We start from the raw sequence: 16,786 nt of genomic DNA, 5'->3' as shown, positions 1-16,786 counted from the left end.
CCCTTGGTACTGGCAGTCACGTCCTGGTCGGAGAGGCCTTGGCCTGGCTCAGCGCGCGGCGCACATCGGCCTCGAGCTTCGCGAGTTCCTCGGTGGCCCGCGCCCGCTGGCCGCGTGCCTCATCTGCGATGCGAAGGCTGTCCTCGATGGTGGCGACCAGCGCGGCATTTGCCTTCTGCACGGCGTCCAGGTCGAAGACCCCGCGTTCCAGCTCGGCGCGGGCCTCGGCATTGCCGCGGCGCAGCGTCTCGGCATTGGCGGTGAGCAGCTTGTTGGTGAGGTCGGTGGCCTCCTTCACCGCCGCGCCGGCCTCGCGCATCCGATGGATGGCGAGTGCCTGCGCCAGCTGCTGGCGCCACAGCGGCACGGTGTTGGCCAGCACCGAGTGGATCTTGCTCGCCAGCGCCTTGTCGTTCTCCTGGATCAGGCGGATCGAGGGCAGTGCCTGCATCGCCACCTGCCGCGTCAGGCGCAGATCGTGCACACGCCGCTCCAGCTCGTCGCGCGCGCCGCGCAGGTCGCGCAGCCGCTGCGGGCCGAGGTCGTCGCCCGGATTGTCGCGCAGCGCCGCCTCCAGCGCCGGGATCGCCTCGGCATCGGTGCGCGCCAGCACGCTCTCCCCGGCGGCGATGTGCTCGCCGAGCGCGTGGAACCAGTCGAGCGTGGCCTGGTAGAGCCGTTCCAGCCGCTCGACATCCTCGAGCAGGCGGGTGCGGTGCGTGTCGAGCCGGTCGCCGATCGCCTCGATCTGGTCCTTCACCGTCTCATACTTCTGGATGATGCCGGTGACCTCGGCCCCCGCCTTGGTGAACAGCCGCGCGAAGAGGCCGGGCTTCTCGTCCAGCTTGGTCACGTCGAAGCCGCGCAGGGTGGAGAGCAGCGAGGAAAGCGTGCGCCCCGCCTCCCCCGTCTCCTGGTTGCGCGCGCCTTCCAGCATCGCGTCGGCGGCGGCCTGGGCCTGGGTCTGGGTCTGCTGGCCGAAGCGCAGGATCGAGCCCGGATCCTTGAGGTCGATCTGCCGGGCAAGTTCGGCGATCACCGCGGGTTCCGGAACGGTCGGTTGGGTCGTGCTCATGCATAGCCTTCCTGGCGCAGGCGGTCGGCCAGCACCTTCACCTGGATGTCGAGGGCGGCACTCTCCTCGGCGCGGAGCCGGGCGATCAGCCCCTCCGCCGCGCCCTGGAGGTCCCGCAGCAGCGGGTCGAGCCCCGCGGGCGGCTCGGCGCCGGCCTGGAGGCGATCGGCGATGCGCTCCAGCCCGTCGAGGTGCACGGTCAGGAAGCGCCGGGCCAGCGGCAGGCGCTCGGGCCGGGCGGCCAGGTCCTCCAGCACCGCGGCCATGCTGCCGAGCACGGGGGCAAGGCGCGCATCGTCCAGCGCCCGCAGCCGCGCGAGCCGCGCCTCGGCCTCGGCCAGCGGGCCGGGCGGGGACGGCGGGGCAGGCTCGGCGGGGGGGGCGACCTCCTGCACCGCGCCGTCATAGAGCAGGCGCGTGCCGAACCACGCCCCGAAGGCGAGCATGACGGCGATCAGGGGCGGCAGCTTGGCGCCGAGCCCGGCGACGAGGCCGGTGGCCACCGCCATCAGGATCGCCGCGCGCGCCGTATCGCCGATCCGCCCGCGCCGGAGCTTGCGCACGGCCAGCAGGGGCAGGCCGATGCCGAGCGCGGCCGCCGCCACGCCGCGGCTGTCGCCCTGCACCACCTCCACGATCAGGTCGAGGCCGAGCGGCCAGGCGAAGAGCGGCAGCAGCAGGCCGCGCGTGCCGGCACGGAAGCGACTGAATCGCTCCTCCACCACCTGGCGCAGCGGCTCGACATGCCGCCGGCGCAGATCCTCGGGGCGGCTCATCACCGGAACAGCGCGATCGCCGCGGCCAGCCAGAAGGTCAGGCCGAGCACCCAGACACCGGCAAGCCGGCGGAAAGCCAGGGGCAGGGAGGGCAGCAGCGTGCGGTCGATCTTGGCCATGATGGGTAACACATCGCCCCTCGCCCCCCCCGCATCAAGGCCGGCGGGGGCGCCCGGCCGGGGGGGCGCGCGATATTCCAATCGAAGGCTGCATCGCTCGCGCATTTGTGGCATAAAGGGCTTTGACCCTTCGATGAACTCCGGGAAGCGGTAAGGCCGAGTCGATGCATCCCCGTCCCCCCGCGCCGCAGGGCGCACCCCTGGCGGGTGCCCGCCGTGGCACCCAGGCGGGTCCGCGCGCGCCCTCCGCCATCGCGCGGCGCAGCGTGCTGGGCGCGGCCGCCCTGCCCTTCCTCGACGGCGGCGCCCGCGGCCAGGAGGCTGGCGCGCTGCAATTCGGCGTCATGCCCAATGTCAGCGCCCGCGTCCTGCTGGCGCAGTACCAGCCCTTCCGCACCTTCCTCGAACGCGAATTGTCCCGGCCGGTGGAGATCGTCACCGCGCCCAGCCTGCAGGCCTTCCATGAACGCACCATGGCCGGCGCTTTCGGCCTGGTGGTGACCGCAGCAAATCTCGGCCGCGTGGCGCAGATCGATGGCGGGCTGAGGCCAGTGGCGATCTACGAGCCGCGCATCCCGGGCCTTCTGGTCTGCCATCGCGGCCGCCCCGTGAACGACATCGCGATGCTGCGCGGGCGCGCCGTGGCGATGACCAACCCGCAATCCCTCGTCGCGCTGACCTTCACCCATTGGCTGCGCGCCCAGGGGCTCGAGATCGGGCGCGACGTGACCGCCGTGCATGCGCGCAACGAGGACAGCCTGGCGCAGCTGCTCACCGGGCCGGACACGCCGCTTGCGGTGATGAGCCGGGGTGAGTTCAACGCCATCCGCGCCGATGTGCGCGACGCGCTGGTGGTCTGGCAGGAATTCACCCGCGTGCCCGGCTTCCTGGTGCTGCTGGGCAACCATATCGGTGAGGCGGAGTCTCGCCGGATCGGCAATTGCCTCGCCATCATGCCGCGGACCGAGGAAGGCCAGCGCTTCTTCGCCGGCACCGGCTTCCAGACCATCCGCCGCGTCACGCCCGAGGACCTGGCGGAGCTCGACCCCGTGGTGGCGGAGACACGGCGCCTCCTGTCCAACGCCTGAAGGACGGGAACCCGACCATCGCATGTTGGGTCGCCTCTCCTTCCGTCTGAAGCTGTTCGGCCTGGCCGCCGCCGCCATGGTGACCCTGGCCCTGGCCCTGACCCTGGTGCAGGACCGGATGCTGCTGCAGGCGCTGGACGCGCAGCTCGAATCCCGCGCCGAGGCAACCAAGCCCATCCTGCAGGCAGCACTCACCGCCCCGCTCGCCGAGCGCGACTTCGCCACCATCCGCGCCGTCTTCGTCGAGGCGGTGGCGGATGAGGCCTTCACCCACATGGTGCTGCTCGACATGCGCGGCCAGGCGGTGGCGGCCGAGGGGTGGCGCATCGGCGGCGACCCGCTGCCCGACCCGCACAGCGGCATCCTGCGCATGTCCGATGGCAGCTATCGGCAGCTCTACAGCGTGCCCATCGAGATCGCCGGCCAGCCGCTGGGCACGCTGCTCTTCGGCCTGTCGCGCACGCCGATCGACGCGGCGCATGAGGCGCTGCTGCTGCGCGGCATGGCGGCGGCGCTGCTCTGCCTCGCGCTGCTGGTGCCGGCGGTGGAGATGGGCTCGCGCTGGCTGTTCCGCCCGCTGCGCCGGCTGGAGCAGGCGGCGGGGGCCATTCGCGCCGGGCATTACGACGCCCGCCTCACCCCGCGCGGCACCGATGACGTGGCGCGGCTGACCGCCACCTTCCTCGACATGGCCGAGGCGATGCGCGCGCGCCTGCTGGCGCTCGAGGCCAGCGAGGCCGCACAGCGGCGCCTGCTGGCCGAGGCGCAGGCGCGCGAGGTGCAGCTGCGCGACGCCAAGGACCAGGCCGAGGTCGCCACCCGCGCGAAGAGCGAGTTCCTGGCCAATATCAGCCACGAGGTCCGCACGCCGCTGAACGGCATCCTGGGCATGGCGCAGGTTCTCTCCGACTCCCGACTCTCCCCCACGGACCGGGAGGCCGTGCAGGTGATCCTGGAGAGCGGGCGGCTGCTGCTGGCCGTGATCAGCGACATCCTGGACATCTCGCGGCTGGAATCGGGCCGCATCGACATCGAGCCCCTGCCCGTCCCGACCCGCCGGATGATCGAGGAGCCGCTGGCGCCGCTGGCCGCTGCGGCGCTGCGCAAGGGGGTCGGCTGGCGGCTCGAACTGGCCCCGGACCTGCCGCCGGTGGTGGTCGCGGACCGCACGCGCGTGGCGCAGACGCTGCTGAACCTGGCCGGCAACGCGCTGAAATTCACCGCGCGCGGCGAGGTGACGGTGCGGGCCGAGTGGCTGCCCGACAGGCCTGGCGCCGGGCACGGCGTCTTGCGCGTGCAGGTGCGCGACACCGGCATCGGCATCGCCGAAGACGCCCGCCCGCGCGTCTTCGAGCGCTTCGGCCAGGCCGAGAGCTCCACGACGCGCCGCTTCGGCGGCAGCGGGCTGGGGCTGGCGATCAGCCGCCAGCTGGTGGAGCTGATGGGCGGGCGCATCGGCTTCGACAGCAAGGTGGGCCAGGGCAGCACCTTCTGGTTCGAGATCCCGCTGGAGGTGGCGAGCGTGGCGGCGCCGGAGGCCGCGCTGCCGCCCGTGCCCTCCCTGCGGGTGCTGGTGGTGGATGACCTGCCGGCCGCGCGCTCCGCCGCCGTGGCGCTGCTGCGCCAGCTGGGCCATGCGGCGGAGACCGCGCCCGATGGCGTGGCGGCGGTGGCCGCGCTCAGCCAGGAACCCTTCGACCTCGTGCTGCTCGACATGGAGCTGCACGACCCCGACAGCTTCGAGACCGTCCGTCGCATCCGCGCCCTGGGCGAGGCCGGGCGGATTCCGATCCTCGCCTGTTCGCCAGCTTTGCAGGGCGAGCGCGCGCGCTACCTCGCCGCCGGCTTCGCCGCCCATGTCGGCAAGCCGGTGCGGCTGCTCGATCTGCATGGCGCGATCCTCGACGCCGCGGTGGCGCCGCGCGTCTTCTGAGCCAGACGCCTCACGCGCCGGGGGCGAAGCCCGCGATCTCCGGATCATCCAGGCGCCGCCGGCCGAGCACGAGGTCGGCCACCAGCCGCGCCACATGCGGCCCCGCGGTGAAGCCCATCCAGGGGAAGAAGCAGATGAAGGCGCCCGGCGCCATCTGACCCAGGATCGGCCGCCAATCCTGCGTGCCGTTGACGATCGCCGCCCAGGACCGCACCACGCGCAGCCTTGCGATGCCCGGCACGGCGCCAAGGGCGAGGCGCAGATTGCCGAAGAGCGACTCCTCGCTCACCACCGGTAGTCCCGTGACGGGATGCGTGCGCGCCGGCCAGCCGCCGCCGATCAGCACGCTGCCCGCGGCGCTCTGCTTCAGGGAAAGCCGGTCCGCGGCCGAATAGACCAGGTGCGGCATGAAGGGGGCGGCGCGCTCGGTCACCGTCACCTGGATCGGGTGCGCCTCGATCGGCAGGTCAAGGCCAAGCAGGCCGGCGATGCGCCCCGCTTCGGCGCCGGCGCAGTTCAGCACGCGGCGCGCCTGCAACCCGCCATCGCTGGTGGCGAGCCGCCAGCCCGCGCCGTCGGCCGTCAGCCCCGTCACCTCGGTGCGGCGGCGGATCTCCACGCCCTGGGCCTGGGCGGCGGCGGCCAGCGCGAAGGTGGCATTCAGGGGATTGGCCTTGCCCTCGATGGCGCAGAAGGCGCCGCCCACCACATCGGGGGCGAGATAGGGGGCGAGGTCGAGCAGCTCGGCGCGGCCGAGCAACACCGTCTCCAGCCCCTGCGCGCGTTCGATCGCGCTCTTGCGGCCCAGCATCGCCATCTCGGCCGCGCTGCGCGCCATCACCAGCCCGCCGCGATTGGCGATCTCGAGCAGGTCTGTGCCGAGTTCCGCCGGCAATTCGCGCCAGCGCGCGATGCCCGCCATCATCAGCCGCAGCGTCGGCGCGAAGCGGATCGCCCAGGCCTCGCCCTGGTTCAGGAAGGGCTCGACCGGAATCTGCGCGTGGATCGAGCCGGAATTGTTGCCCGAGGCGGCGGCGTTGATCTCGCCACGCTCGAACACCACCACCCGCGCCCCGCCATCCCGCGCGAGGTGATAGGCGGCGGCCATGCCGATCAGCCCGCCGCCGATCACGGCGATATCGACCTCACGCGCCACGCTGCCCCCCGGATGGTGAATTGCACGTAACATCGGCTATACGGGACGGCGCAGGGGGTGCGAAGCGCCCCGGAGGAGAGGATGCGTCCCGCCATGACGAAACAGTTCCGCGGCTGCCACACCGTCACCGTCACCCCCTTCACCGAGGATGGCAGCGCCATCGACGTGCCGGCGCTGAAGAAGTTCCTCGACTGGCAGCATGTCAGCGGCGTGCCGGGCGTGATCGTGCTCGGCACCACGGGCGAGTTCCTCACCGTCTCCGACGCCGAGCGCGAGCAGCTGGTGGGTGAGACGGTGGCCCATTGCGCCGGGAAGATGAGCGTGATGGTGGGCGCGACCAACGCCCATACGCCGACCGCCGTGCGCTACGCGAAGATGGCGGAGAAGCTCGGCGCGGACGGGCTGATGATCGCGCCGCCCTACTACTACACGCCCACGGAGGACGAGATCTTCGGCTACTACGCCGCGATCTGCGAGGCGGTCTCCCTGCCCATCATGCTCTACAACAACCCCTTCACCACGCATGTGGACATGAAGCCGAAGCTGGTCGCGCGGCTGACGAAGAATCTGCCCAACATCCGCTACATCAAGGAAGCGAGCATGGATGTCGGGCGCGTCTTCGACATCGTCGAGGCGACCGAGGGCGTGATGAACGTCTTCGCCGGTGAGCGCGTGGTGGAGAGCTTCAAGCTCGGCGCGGTTGGCTATGTGGACCCCTATGGCAATTACGCGCCGCGCGCCTCGACCGCGCTGTGGCCGCTGCTGCAGGCCGGCCGGGTGCGCGAGGCCATCGCCATCCAGCATGTGCTGGAGGAGATGACGGCGATCATCCAGGAAGGCCACCCGCTCTACGGCCACCAGTGCTACTCGAAGGCGCTGGCCGCGGCGGCGGGCTATCCGGTGGGCGATGTGCGCCCGCCGATCACGACCTTCCGCTCGCTGGGCGAGGAAGGCCAGCGCCAGGTCGCGCGCCTGGTGCCGCTGCTGCAGAAGCTGGACCGGCTCATGGACCAGTTCAACGCCAGCAAGGCGGCCTGAACCGCCGCTCAACGGACGTAGGACGCGCCGTTGATGTCGAGGGTCGCGCCGGAGAGATGCCGGACGCGGCCCTCGCACAGGAAGGCGACGGTGCGCGCGATGTCGCTGGGCGGCACCCATTCGCCCATGGCGAGGGTGGCGCTGACCTTCGCCTCGCCGCCCTGGGTTGCCGCGAAATCCTCCGACATGCGCGTGCGCACCACGCCGGGGGCGACGATGAAGCTCAGGATGCCCTCGGCCGCGTAGCCGCGCGCGATGGTCTGCGCGGCGGCCTTCACCGCTGCCTTGCTCGCCGCATAGGCGACCATCGCCGGGTTGGTCACGCCGCGCTGCGCCGCCCAGGAGGAGATGGTGACCAGCACGCCGCGCGGGCCCTCACCCGCCGGGCGCGACTGGAAGTGCCGCACCGCGTGGCGCATCAGCCGCGTGGGCGAGAGCACGTTGACGCGCCATTGCAGGTCCCAGGCCTCGTCCCATTCCGCGACGGACTCGGCGATGCCGCCGCCGGCGACCATGATGGCGGCGTTGAGCACCACCGCATCCACATGCCCGCGCCAGGCCAGGGCCTCGGCCCAGAGGCGGTCCATCTGGACCGGATCGGCGGCATCGGCCTGCAGCAACAGGTGGCGCTCTTTCGCCACGTCGGCGAGGGCCTGCGCGGCGCCGGCGCGGTCATTGTTGTAGTGGGCGATGACCAGCGCGCCCTCGGCGGCGAGTTCGGCGGCGCAGGCCGCGCCGATGCCCTTGGACGCCCCCGTGAGCAGCACCACGCGCCCCTCGAGCCGCCCCTTTTCCGTTCGCATGGCGATCACCTCGATCTACTGGCGAACATCTTGCCGCCTTGTCAGGGCGCTGCCTAGGATCAGCCCGGCGCGAAGGGGGGTGTGATCCGCATGCGGCCTTCGCGCCATCTTCGCGCGCAACATCGGCGCGTGACCCCAGGGTCGCATCGCGAGGCGCTGTGGCTGCGGCTCGCGGTGGGTCTGGCCGGCTGCGTGCCGGTGGCCGCGGGGGCGGGCGGGGCGATCTTCGGCTTACCTGTCGATGCGGCGATGGACAGCCACTACCGATACCTCTCCGGGCTGCTGCTCGGCATCGGGATCGCCTTCTGGGCCAGCATCCCGCGGATCGAGCAGCACGGCACGCGCTTTCGCGTGCTCACCTTCGTCGTCGTGGTGGGCGGCTTGATGCGGCTGCTGGGCATCGGCCTTGGCGGCTGGCCGGGCTGGCCGATGGCCGCGACGCTGTTGATGGAACTGGTGGTCACGCCGCTGCTCTGCGCCTGGCAGGCGCGCGTGGCGCGGCTGACACAATAGAAATCGGGCGCGAAACAGCGGCGCAAGGGCCGCGCGGCATCCTGCGGACATCGCAACGCAGGAGATGCCGCCATGACCGACGACCAGATCGCCCTGATCGAGACCAGCTTCCGTGCCGTCGCCCCGATCGCGGAGCCCGCGGCGGCGTTGTTCTATGCGCGCCTCTTCGAGCTCGACCCCGCGCTGCGTCCGCTCTTCGCCCAGACCGACCTGCCCGCGCAGGGCCGCAAGCTGATGGCGGCGATCGGCTTCGTGGTGGCCCATCTCCGCCGGCCCGAGGCAATGCTGCCGGCCGTGCGCGCGCTGGGCGCGCGGCATGGTGCCTATGGCGTGCAGCCCGCCCACTACGTCACGGTCGGCGCGGCGCTGCTGGACACGCTGGCGCAGGGATTGGGTGAGACCTTCACCCCGGCGATGCGCGAGGCCTGGGCAGCGGCCTATGGCGTCCTCGCCACGGCGATGATCGAGGCGGCGGAGCCCGAGCTTCGCGCGGCCGCCTGACCGGCACCTACCGCTTCCAGCGCCCCGGAAAGGGGATCGGCTTCGTCGGCGCGCCCTTGCCCGGCGGCGGCACGATGGGCCGGCCGAAGACGTTCTTCTTCGCCGGCGCGGCGGCGGGCTTCGGCGCGGGGGCGGGTGGCTTGGGCGGTGGCGCGCTGGCCTTGGGCACGCGCCCCTGCACCACCTCGGCCAGCGCCGTCAGCAGCCCGCGCGCGGCCTTGATGCGCGCCTCATAGGGCATCTCCTGCGCCAGGGCGAGCTTGTGGTCGGGGCGGAGCTTCACCGCGCCCCCCTGCCCAGCCACCCACTCGATCAGGCCGCCCGGATTGGCGAAGCGGTTGGCCCTGAAGCCCAGCACGATGCCCTTCGGCCCGACATCGAGCTTCTCCACCCCCACCTGGCGGCACAGCGCCTTCAGCCAGACCACCTGCAGCAGCGTCTCGGCCTCCGCCGGCAGCGGGCCGAAGCGATCGGCGAGTTCGGCGGCCATCGCCTCGATCTCCGCCTCGCTCGTCAGCGCGCCGATGCGCCGGTAGAGCCCGAGGCGCACCGGCAGGTCGCGCACATAGGCCTCGGGCAGCATCACCGGCAGGCCGAGATTGATCTGCGGCGTCCAGTCGCGCGCCTCCGCCTCCTCGCGCCCGCTGCCCTGCTTGAGGTCCGCCACCGCGTCCTCGAGCATCTGCTGGTAGAGCTCGATGCCGACCTCGCGGATATGGCCCGACTGCTCGTCGCCCAGCAGATTGCCCGCGCCGCGGATGTCGAGGTCATGCGAGGCGAGGGTGAAGCCGGCGCCGAGATTGTCCAGCGTCTGCATCACCTCGAGCCGCTTCCCCGCCGCCGCGCTCAGCCGGTGGCTCTGCGGCCAGGTGAGGTAGGCATAGCCGCGCTGCTTGCCGCGGCCCACCCGCCCGCGCAGCTGGTAGAGCTGGCCGAGGCCGAACATGTCCGCGCGATGGATGATCAGCGTGTTCACCGCCGGCATGTCGAGCCCGCTCTCGACGATGTTGGTGGAGAGCAGGATGTCGTATTTCTGGTCGCCGAACTCGGTCATCACGCGCTCGAGCTCGGTGGGGGCGAGGCGGCCATGCGCCTCCACCACCCGTGCCTCGGGCACGATCTCGGCCAGGCGTTCGCGCAGCTTCGGCATGTCCTCGAGCCGCGGGCAGACGCAGAAGACCTGCCCGCCGCGGAAGCGCTCGCGCTGAATCGCCTCACGCAATACCACGCCATCCCAGGGCATGATGAAGGTGCGCACGGCGAGGCGATCGACCGGGGGTGTCGCGATCACGCTCATCTCGCGCACGCCGGTCAGGGCGAGCTGCAGCGTGCGCGGAATCGGCGTGGCCGTCAGCGTCAGCACATGCACGTCCGACTTGAACTGCTTGAGCCGTTCCTTGTGGGCGACGCCGAAATGCTGCTCCTCATCGACGATCACCATGCCGAGCTCGGCGAATTCGATGCCCTTGGCGAGCAGCGCATGGGTGCCGACGACGATGTTGATCGTCCCGTCCTTCACGCCGTCGCGCACCGCCTGCGCCTCCTTGGCGGTGACCATGCGGCTGAGCTGCGCGACCCGGATCGGCAGCCCCTCGAAGCGGGCGGAGAAGGTGCGGAAATGCTGGCGCGAGAGCAGCGTGGTGGGCACCACCACCGCCACCTGGCTGCCCGACATCGCGACGCAGAAGGCGGCGCGCAGCGCCACCTCGGTCTTGCCGAAGCCGACATCGCCGCAGATCAGGCGATCCATCGGGCGCCCGGCGGCGAGATCCTCCAGCACATCGGCGATGGCGCGGGACTGGTCCTCGGTCTCGGCGAAGGGGAAGCGGGCGCAGAACTCGTCCCAGGCGCCTTCGGGCGGAATGGCCGCCGGCGCATCCCGCATCCGCCGCTCGGCCGCGACCTTGATGAGCGCCGCCGCCATGTCCTGGATGCGCGACTTGGCCTTGGCCTTGCGCGCCTGCCAGGAGGAGCCGCCGAGCTTGTCGAGCGCCACGCCCGCGGATTCGGAACCGAAGCGCGAGAGCACCTCGATGTTCTCGACCGGCACGAAGAGCTTGTCGCCGCCCTCATAGATCAGGCGCAGGCATTCATGCGGCGCGTGGCCGACCTCGATGGTCGCGAGGCCGTCATAGCGCCCGATGCCGTGGTCCTGGTGCACGACCAGGTCGCCCTCGGCGATCTCGGTGGCGTCGGCGATGAACTGGTCGGCGCGCTTGCGCCGGCGTGGCGGGCGGGCGATGCGCTCGCCCAGCAGATCCTGCTCGCCCACCAGCGCGATGTCGGGCGCCACGAAGCCGCGCTCGACGCCGAGGATGGCCAGCGCCACCACGCCCTTCGGCAGGGCCTGGAGGGCGGCGAGATCATCGACCGGCTCGCACGCCACCCCGTTCTCGCGCAGCAGGTTCGCCAGCCGCTCGCGCGAGCCGCGCGTCCAGGCGGCGAGCACCGGGCGCTGGCCGCGCCTGCCCAGCGCGGTCGCGTGCTCGCCGAAGGCCACGAAGACGTTGCGCCCCTCGGCGCGCACATCGTTGAACAGCCGGCCGAGCCGCCCGCCCGCATCGATGCCCTCGGCGCCGGCGAGCGCATCGAAGGGCGAGAAGCGGAAGACGCGCGCGCCCTCCAGCATCGCATCCCAGTCGGAGTGGTCGAGATAGAGGCTGCCCGGCGGCGCGGGGCGATAGGGCACCTCGCCATCGCGCGTGGGCAGGCGGCGCGCCTCGTAATGGTCCACCACCATCTCGAGCCGCGCTTCCAGCGCGTCCTCCGCCTGGTGGTCGAGCGAGACGGAAGCGCCCTCGCCCAGATGGTCGAGCAGGGTTTCCATGCTCTCGTGGAACAGCCCGGCCCAATGCTCCATGCCCGGATGCTTGCGCCCCGCGGAGATCGAGACGTAGAGCGGGTCCTCCCCCGCCGCCGCGCCGAACAGCTCGCGATAGGCGGTGCGGAAACGGCTGATCGAGGGCGCGTCGAGGAACATCTCCCCGGCCGGGCGCAGGGTCAGCGCCTCCACCCGCGCGCCGCTGCGCTGGGTGCTCGGGTCGAAGCGGCGGAAATCCTCGATCTCGTCGCCGAAGAGGTCGAGCCGCACGGGCTCGTTCTCACCGGCCGGGAACAGGTCCACGATGCCGCCGCGGATCGCGTACTCGCCATGCTCCATCACCGTGCCGGTGCGGTGATAGCCATTGGCCTCGAGGAACTCCGCCAGCGCCTTCGGGTCCACGCGCCCGCCGCGCTTCAGCGCGATGACCGCACCCGTGAAGGCGGCGCGCGGCGGCAGCTTCTGCACGAGCGCGTTGACCGTGGTCAGCAGGATGCGCGGCTGGTTCGTCCGTTCCGCGAGGCGCGTGAGCGTGGCGATGCGCTCGGAGACGATCTCGGGATTGGGCGAGACGCGGTCATAGGGCAGACAGTCCCAGGCCGGGAAGCGCAGCACCTCGACATGCGGGGCGAAGAAGGCCAGCGCCTCACCCATCCGGGCCATGCGGGCGTCGTCGCGGCAGACATGCAGGATGGGCGCGGTGCTCTCGGCCCGGCGGCGGGCGAGGAGCAGCGCGTCGAACCCCTCCGGCGCACCATGGACCGTGAGGATCGCCATCAGCGGCGCAGTTCCGGCGGCAGCCCCGCGCCCGAGCCGGCGCATTCCACCGCCATGCGGGTGAGCATGGGGGTGGCGACCTCCGCCGGGATGGGCCGCCGCCCGCTCAGCCAATCGGCGAGGTCCACATCGTCCAGCTCCAGCACATGCTCGATCTCGTCGAGCTCGGTCTCGGTGAAGGTGGCGATGTGGCGGGCGACGAAGGCGCCGACCATCAGATCGGTCTCCTTGGTGCCGCGGTGCCAGGCGCGGAACTGCAGCCGGCGGCGCCGCGGGGAGAGCTCGGGTGTCGGGTCTTGTGCCACTGGGGTGTCTGTCATGATCTCGGCTGGCATATAGAGGCGCATGGGAATCCTGTCAGCCCGAGACGCTTGCGAACCCCTCCTCGCGCCCCTGGAGAGCCTGCCGGGGGTGGGGCCGACGCTCGCGAAGCTGCTGACCGAGGCGGGGGGCGGGCCGCGCGTGCTCGACCTGCTGCTGCACTTGCCCGAGCGCGTGGTGATCCGCCGCCGTGTCGCCCGCCCCGCGGAAGCGCCGCTTGATGCCGATTGCATCCTGGAGGTGGAGATCCGCGCCCTGCGCGCCGCGCGCTCGCACCGCACGGGCCGACCCTATGTGGAGGTGCAGGCGGTGAGCGGGGGGGAGAAGCTCACGCTGCGCTTCATCAATGGCCGCCTGCCCTGGATCGAGAAGCTGCTGCCACGCGACAGCTTCCGCCTGGTCGCCGGGCGCGTGCTGGCGGAGGGCAGCCAGGGCTGGGCCATGCTCAACCCGCTCTGCGCCGCGCGGGAGGAGGACCTGCCGCTGGTCGAGCCGGTCTGGCCGCTGGTGCGCGACCTCACCCAGAAAAGGCTGCGGGGCGCGATGGAGGCCGCACTCGCCGTGCTGCCGCCGCTGCCCGAATGGGCTGACGCCCCTTTGCTGGCGCGGGAGGGCTGGCCCGGCTTCGGCGCCGCCATCCGGGCCCTGCAGCGCCCGGGCGGCCCCCTGCCCCAGGCGCCGCGCCGGCGGCTGGCCTATGACGAATTGCTGGCCGCGCAGCTTGCCGTGGCGCTGGTGCGCCGCCGCCAGCGCGGCCGGCCGGGGCGGGCGCTGCGCGGCACGGGCGAGCTGCAGGCGAAGGCGCTGGCCGCCTTCGGCCATGCCCCCACCCCCGGCCAGGCCCAGGCCCTGGCCGAGATCGGCGCCGACATGGCCGCCCCGCGCCGGATGCTGCGCCTGGTGCAGGGCGATGTCGGCAGCGGCAAGACGCTGGTGGCGATCCTGGCGATGCTCCGCGCCGTGGAATCGGGCGCGCAGGCGGCGCTCATGGCGCCCACGGAATTGCTCGCGCGCCAGCATCTGCGCACCCTCGCGAAGCTCTGCGTGCCGGCGGGGGTGCATGTCGAACTGCTGACCGGCAGCGTGAAGGGGGCGGAGCGCAAGCGCGTGCTGCGCGGGCTGCTCGATGGCAGCGTGCAGATCGTGGTCGGCACCCATGCGCTGTTCCAGGAAAGTGTCGCCTTCCGCGACCTCGGCCTGTCGGTGGTGGATGAGCAGCACCGCTTCGGCGTCGGCCAGCGGCTGATGCTCGCCGCCAAGGGGCGGGATGCGGACATGCTGGTGATGACCGCAACGCCCATCCCGCGCACGCTGCTGCTGACGCAGTGGGGAGAGATGGCGGTCTCGCGCCTCGAGGGCAAACCCGCCGGCCGCCAGCCCATCGCAACGCGCATCGTCAGCCAGGAGCGCCTGCCGGAGGTGGTGGACCGGCTCGGCGAGGCGATGGGCCGTGGCGAGCGCGCCTATTGGGTGGTGCGCGCCATCCAGGGGGGGGAAAGGGACGATTCCGTCGCCGCCGAGGACCGCTTTGCCGAGCTTTCCGCGCGCTTCCCCGGCCAGGTCGGCATGGCGCATGGGCTGCAGGAGCTGGCGGTGCGGGAGGCCGCTTTGGGCGATTTCGCCGCCGGGCGCACGCAATTGCTGGTGGCGACGACGGTGGTCGAGGTCGGCGTCGATGTGCCGGAGGCCACCATCATGCTGATCGAACAGGCCGAGCGCTTCGGCCTCGCGGCCCTGCACCAGCTGCGCGGGCGGGTCGGGCGCGGCGCGAAGCCCTCATCCTGCCTGCTGGTCCACTCCATCGGCCTGGGCGAGGCCGAGAAGCGCCGCCTGCTCGTGTTGCGCGACACCGAGGATGGCTTCCGCATCGCCGAGGAGGATCTGCTGACTCGCGGCGGCGGGGACGCGCTGGGTGCCCGCCAGGCCGGCATGCCCGGCGCGCGGCTGCTCGACCCGCGGGAGGAGCCGGAGGAGTATGGCCGCCTGATCAGCATCGCCCATCGCGACGCGCAGAAGCTGCTGCATGATGAGCCCGCGCTGGATGGGCCGCGCGGCGGGGCGGCCTTGGCGTTGCTGGCGCTGTTCGGGCATGACCCGACCATGGCGGCGCTGGATGCGGGGTAGGTTGAGCGCGGAAAAGCGCCACTGAAGCCCTCTCCCCCCTCCGGGGGGAGAGGGTTGGGTGAGGGGGCTTTGTTCAGCAGATTGCCGACCCAGTCATATCCAGACGAAAGCATTTTCAACCAGTTAGAAATGGACCTGTCGTGCATCCCCCCTCACCCAACCCTCTCCCCCCGGCGGGGGGAGAGGGCTCTGCGGAGGTTCCGCGTGGCTCTCCGGGGGTTGCATCCGCCCCCTGCCCTCCTTAATCGCTGCGCCGGGTAATTCGGGGAAACCGCCTTGACCGCGCTGATCGAGATCGAGCGCCTGACCAAGCGCTTCGGCGCCTTCACGGCCGTGGATGACGTGACCTTCTCCGTCGCCAAGGGGGAGGTCGTGGGCTTCCTGGGGCCGAACGGCGCCGGCAAATCCACCACCATGCGCATGCTGGCGGGCTTCATGACGCCCACCGCCGGCACCGCGCGCATCTGCGGCGAGGATGTGGTGGACAAGCCCGTCGCGGCGCGCCGCCACCTCGGCTTCCTGCCCGAGGGCGCGCCCACCTATCCGGAAATGAGCGTCACCGGCTTCCTGGAATTCTGCGCCCGGGCGCGGGGCTTTCGCGGCAGTGAGCTCGCGGATCGCGTGGCGCAGGCGATGCAACTCACGCAGCTCGAAGGCGTGCGGCTGCAGCCGGTGGAGACGCTCTCCAAGGGCTTCAAGCGCCGTGTGGGCCTCGCCGCCGCGCTGTCGCACGACCCGCCCGTGCTGGTGCTGGACGAGCCCACGGATGGCCTCGACCCGAACCAGAAGCATGAGGTGCGGAACCTGATCCGCGCCATGGCGCCGCACAAGGCCATCGTGATCTCGACCCATATCCTCGAGGAAGTCGGCGCGGTGTGCACGCGCGCCGTGGTCATCGCGCGCGGCCGCGTGGTGGCCGATTCAACCCCGGCGGAACTCGCGGCGCGCGGGCCTTCGATGGATGCGGTCTTCCGCGCGCTCACCCTGCCGCAAGAGGAGGCCGCGTGATGGGCGGCGTCGTCACCGTCTTCCGGCGCGAATTGGCGAGCTACTTCGCCACCCCCGTCGCCACCGTCTTCATCGTGATCTTCCTGGTGCTGTCGGGCGCGCTGACCTTCACGCTGGGCAATTTCTTCGCCCGCGGCCAGGCGGATCTCGGGCCCTTCTTCACCTTCGTGCCCTGGCTGTTCCTGTTCCTGGTGCCCGCGCTCACCATGCGGCTCTGGGCCGAAGAACGGCGCCTGGGCACCATCGAATTGCTGCTGACGCTGCCGATCGCGCAATGGCAGGCCGTGGTGGGGAAGTACCTCGCCGCCTGGGCCTTCTGCACCATCGCCCTGGCGCTGACCTTCCCGCTGGTGATCACGGTGAATGTGCTGGGCAACCCCGACAATGGCGTGATCCTCTCGGGCTATCTCGGCTGCATCATGGTGGCGGGCGCCTTCCTCGCGGTGGGCGCGGCGATCTCGGCCATGACGAAGAACCAGGTCATCGCCTTCGTCCTCGCCGTCGCGGCCTGCTTCTTCCTCACCGCCGCGGGCAGCCCGGTGGTGACGGAGTTCCTCTCCCAGCGCATCCCGCAGATGGCGGAAGTGGCGCGCGCCATCAGCATCACCGATCGCCTCGCGGGCTTCTCGCGCGGCGTGATCGGGGCGCGGGACCTGATCTTCTTCGCCTCCTTCATCGGCTTCTTCCTCTTCGCCAACACGGTCGCCGTCGATCAGCGGAAGGCGGATTGAGC

Annotated in this window: 14 protein-coding genes; 8 read left to right on the top strand and 6 right to left on the bottom strand. The window is 71.6% G+C overall.

Going from position 1 to position 16,786, the window contains the following annotated elements:
* Nucleotides 1-16: 16 nt before the first annotated feature.
* Nucleotides 17-1,075, bottom strand: a complete 1,059-nt coding sequence (locus AC2D9U_RS00515; RefSeq protein WP_484745322.1) for a toxic anion resistance protein — start codon at nucleotides 1,073-1,075, stop codon at nucleotides 17-19.
* A complete protein-coding gene (locus AC2D9U_RS00510) occupies nucleotides 1,072-1,851 on the bottom strand; it encodes a hypothetical protein (RefSeq protein WP_484745319.1) in 780 nt (259 codons plus the stop codon). The genes AC2D9U_RS00515 and AC2D9U_RS00510 overlap by 4 nt, the downstream gene beginning before the upstream one ends.
* A 283-nt stretch (nucleotides 1,852-2,134) precedes the next feature.
* Between AC2D9U_RS00510 and AC2D9U_RS00505 the strand changes: the two genes are divergently transcribed.
* The gene (locus tag AC2D9U_RS00505; protein WP_484745316.1) at nucleotides 2,135-3,058 is read left to right on the top strand and encodes a phosphate/phosphite/phosphonate ABC transporter substrate-binding protein; all 924 of its coding nucleotides are present in this window, start codon (nucleotides 2,135-2,137) and stop codon (nucleotides 3,056-3,058) included.
* A 22-nt stretch (nucleotides 3,059-3,080) separates the two neighbouring features.
* On the top strand, nucleotides 3,081-4,991 hold the full coding sequence (locus AC2D9U_RS00500) for an ATP-binding protein (RefSeq protein WP_484745313.1): 1,911 nt from the start codon (nucleotides 3,081-3,083) through the stop codon (nucleotides 4,989-4,991).
* Nucleotides 4,992-5,001: 10 nt separating this feature from the next.
* Here the strand turns inward: AC2D9U_RS00500 and AC2D9U_RS00495 are convergent, their stop codons facing one another.
* Nucleotides 5,002-6,147 (bottom strand): NAD(P)/FAD-dependent oxidoreductase, encoded by a 1,146-nt coding sequence (locus AC2D9U_RS00495; protein ID WP_484745311.1) that lies wholly within the window; start codon nucleotides 6,145-6,147, stop codon nucleotides 5,002-5,004.
* 93 nt (nucleotides 6,148-6,240) lie between these two features.
* Between AC2D9U_RS00495 and AC2D9U_RS00490 the strand changes: the two genes are divergently transcribed.
* Entirely contained in the window at nucleotides 6,241-7,185 is a 945-nt protein-coding gene (locus AC2D9U_RS00490) for a dihydrodipicolinate synthase family protein (protein ID WP_484745309.1), read from the top strand.
* A gap of 8 nt (nucleotides 7,186-7,193) precedes the next feature.
* Here AC2D9U_RS00490 and AC2D9U_RS00485 read toward each other — a convergent pair whose 3' ends face one another.
* Nucleotides 7,194-7,988 (bottom strand): SDR family NAD(P)-dependent oxidoreductase, encoded by a 795-nt coding sequence (locus AC2D9U_RS00485; RefSeq protein ID WP_484745307.1) that lies wholly within the window; start codon nucleotides 7,986-7,988, stop codon nucleotides 7,194-7,196.
* Nucleotides 7,989-8,117: 129 nt separating this feature from the next.
* Between AC2D9U_RS00485 and AC2D9U_RS00480 the strand changes: the two genes are divergently transcribed.
* Both AC2D9U_RS00480 and AC2D9U_RS00475 read left to right on the top strand, forming a co-directional pair.
* Nucleotides 8,118-8,501, top strand: coding sequence for a DUF4345 domain-containing protein (locus tag AC2D9U_RS00480; RefSeq protein WP_484745303.1), 384 nt, complete (start codon nucleotides 8,118-8,120; stop codon nucleotides 8,499-8,501).
* Nucleotides 8,502-8,573: 72 nt separating this feature from the next.
* On the top strand, nucleotides 8,574-9,002 hold the full coding sequence (locus AC2D9U_RS00475) for a globin family protein (RefSeq protein ID WP_484745301.1): 429 nt from the start codon (nucleotides 8,574-8,576) through the stop codon (nucleotides 9,000-9,002).
* A 7-nt stretch (nucleotides 9,003-9,009) separates the two neighbouring features.
* Here AC2D9U_RS00475 and mfd read toward each other — a convergent pair whose 3' ends face one another.
* Both mfd and AC2D9U_RS00465 read right to left on the bottom strand, forming a co-directional pair.
* Complete coding sequence (mfd, locus tag AC2D9U_RS00470; RefSeq protein WP_484745298.1) at nucleotides 9,010-12,600, bottom strand: transcription-repair coupling factor; 3,591 nt, start codon at nucleotides 12,598-12,600, stop codon at nucleotides 9,010-9,012.
* Nucleotides 12,600-12,920, bottom strand: a complete 321-nt coding sequence (locus AC2D9U_RS00465) for an FAD assembly factor SdhE (RefSeq protein ID WP_484745295.1) — start codon at nucleotides 12,918-12,920, stop codon at nucleotides 12,600-12,602. Before AC2D9U_RS00465 ends, mfd begins: the two co-directional genes overlap by 1 nt.
* 25 nt (nucleotides 12,921-12,945) lie before the next feature.
* On the opposite strand from AC2D9U_RS00465, the gene recG reads away from it, so the two are divergent.
* The 3 genes from recG to AC2D9U_RS00450 all read left to right on the top strand — a co-directional run bounded on the left by recG (nucleotide 12,946) and on the right by AC2D9U_RS00450 (nucleotide 16,784).
* Nucleotides 12,946-15,045 carry an ATP-dependent DNA helicase RecG gene (recG, locus tag AC2D9U_RS00460; RefSeq protein WP_484745292.1) on the top strand — a complete coding sequence of 700 codons (2,100 nt, stop codon included), beginning with the start codon at nucleotides 12,946-12,948 and terminating at the stop codon, nucleotides 15,043-15,045.
* A 276-nt stretch (nucleotides 15,046-15,321) separates the two neighbouring features.
* The gene (locus AC2D9U_RS00455) at nucleotides 15,322-16,053 is read left to right on the top strand and encodes an ABC transporter ATP-binding protein (protein ID WP_484745290.1); all 732 of its coding nucleotides are present in this window, start codon (nucleotides 15,322-15,324) and stop codon (nucleotides 16,051-16,053) included.
* Nucleotides 16,053-16,784, top strand: coding sequence for an ABC transporter permease (locus AC2D9U_RS00450; RefSeq protein WP_484745287.1), 732 nt, complete (start codon nucleotides 16,053-16,055; stop codon nucleotides 16,782-16,784). Before AC2D9U_RS00455 ends, AC2D9U_RS00450 begins: the two co-directional genes overlap by 1 nt.
* Nucleotides 16,785-16,786: the final 2 nt, after the last annotated feature.

It is taken from the genome of Roseomonas sp. TF40, assembly GCF_057219975.1.
This window is presented reverse-complemented; position numbering and strand designations above follow the sequence as displayed.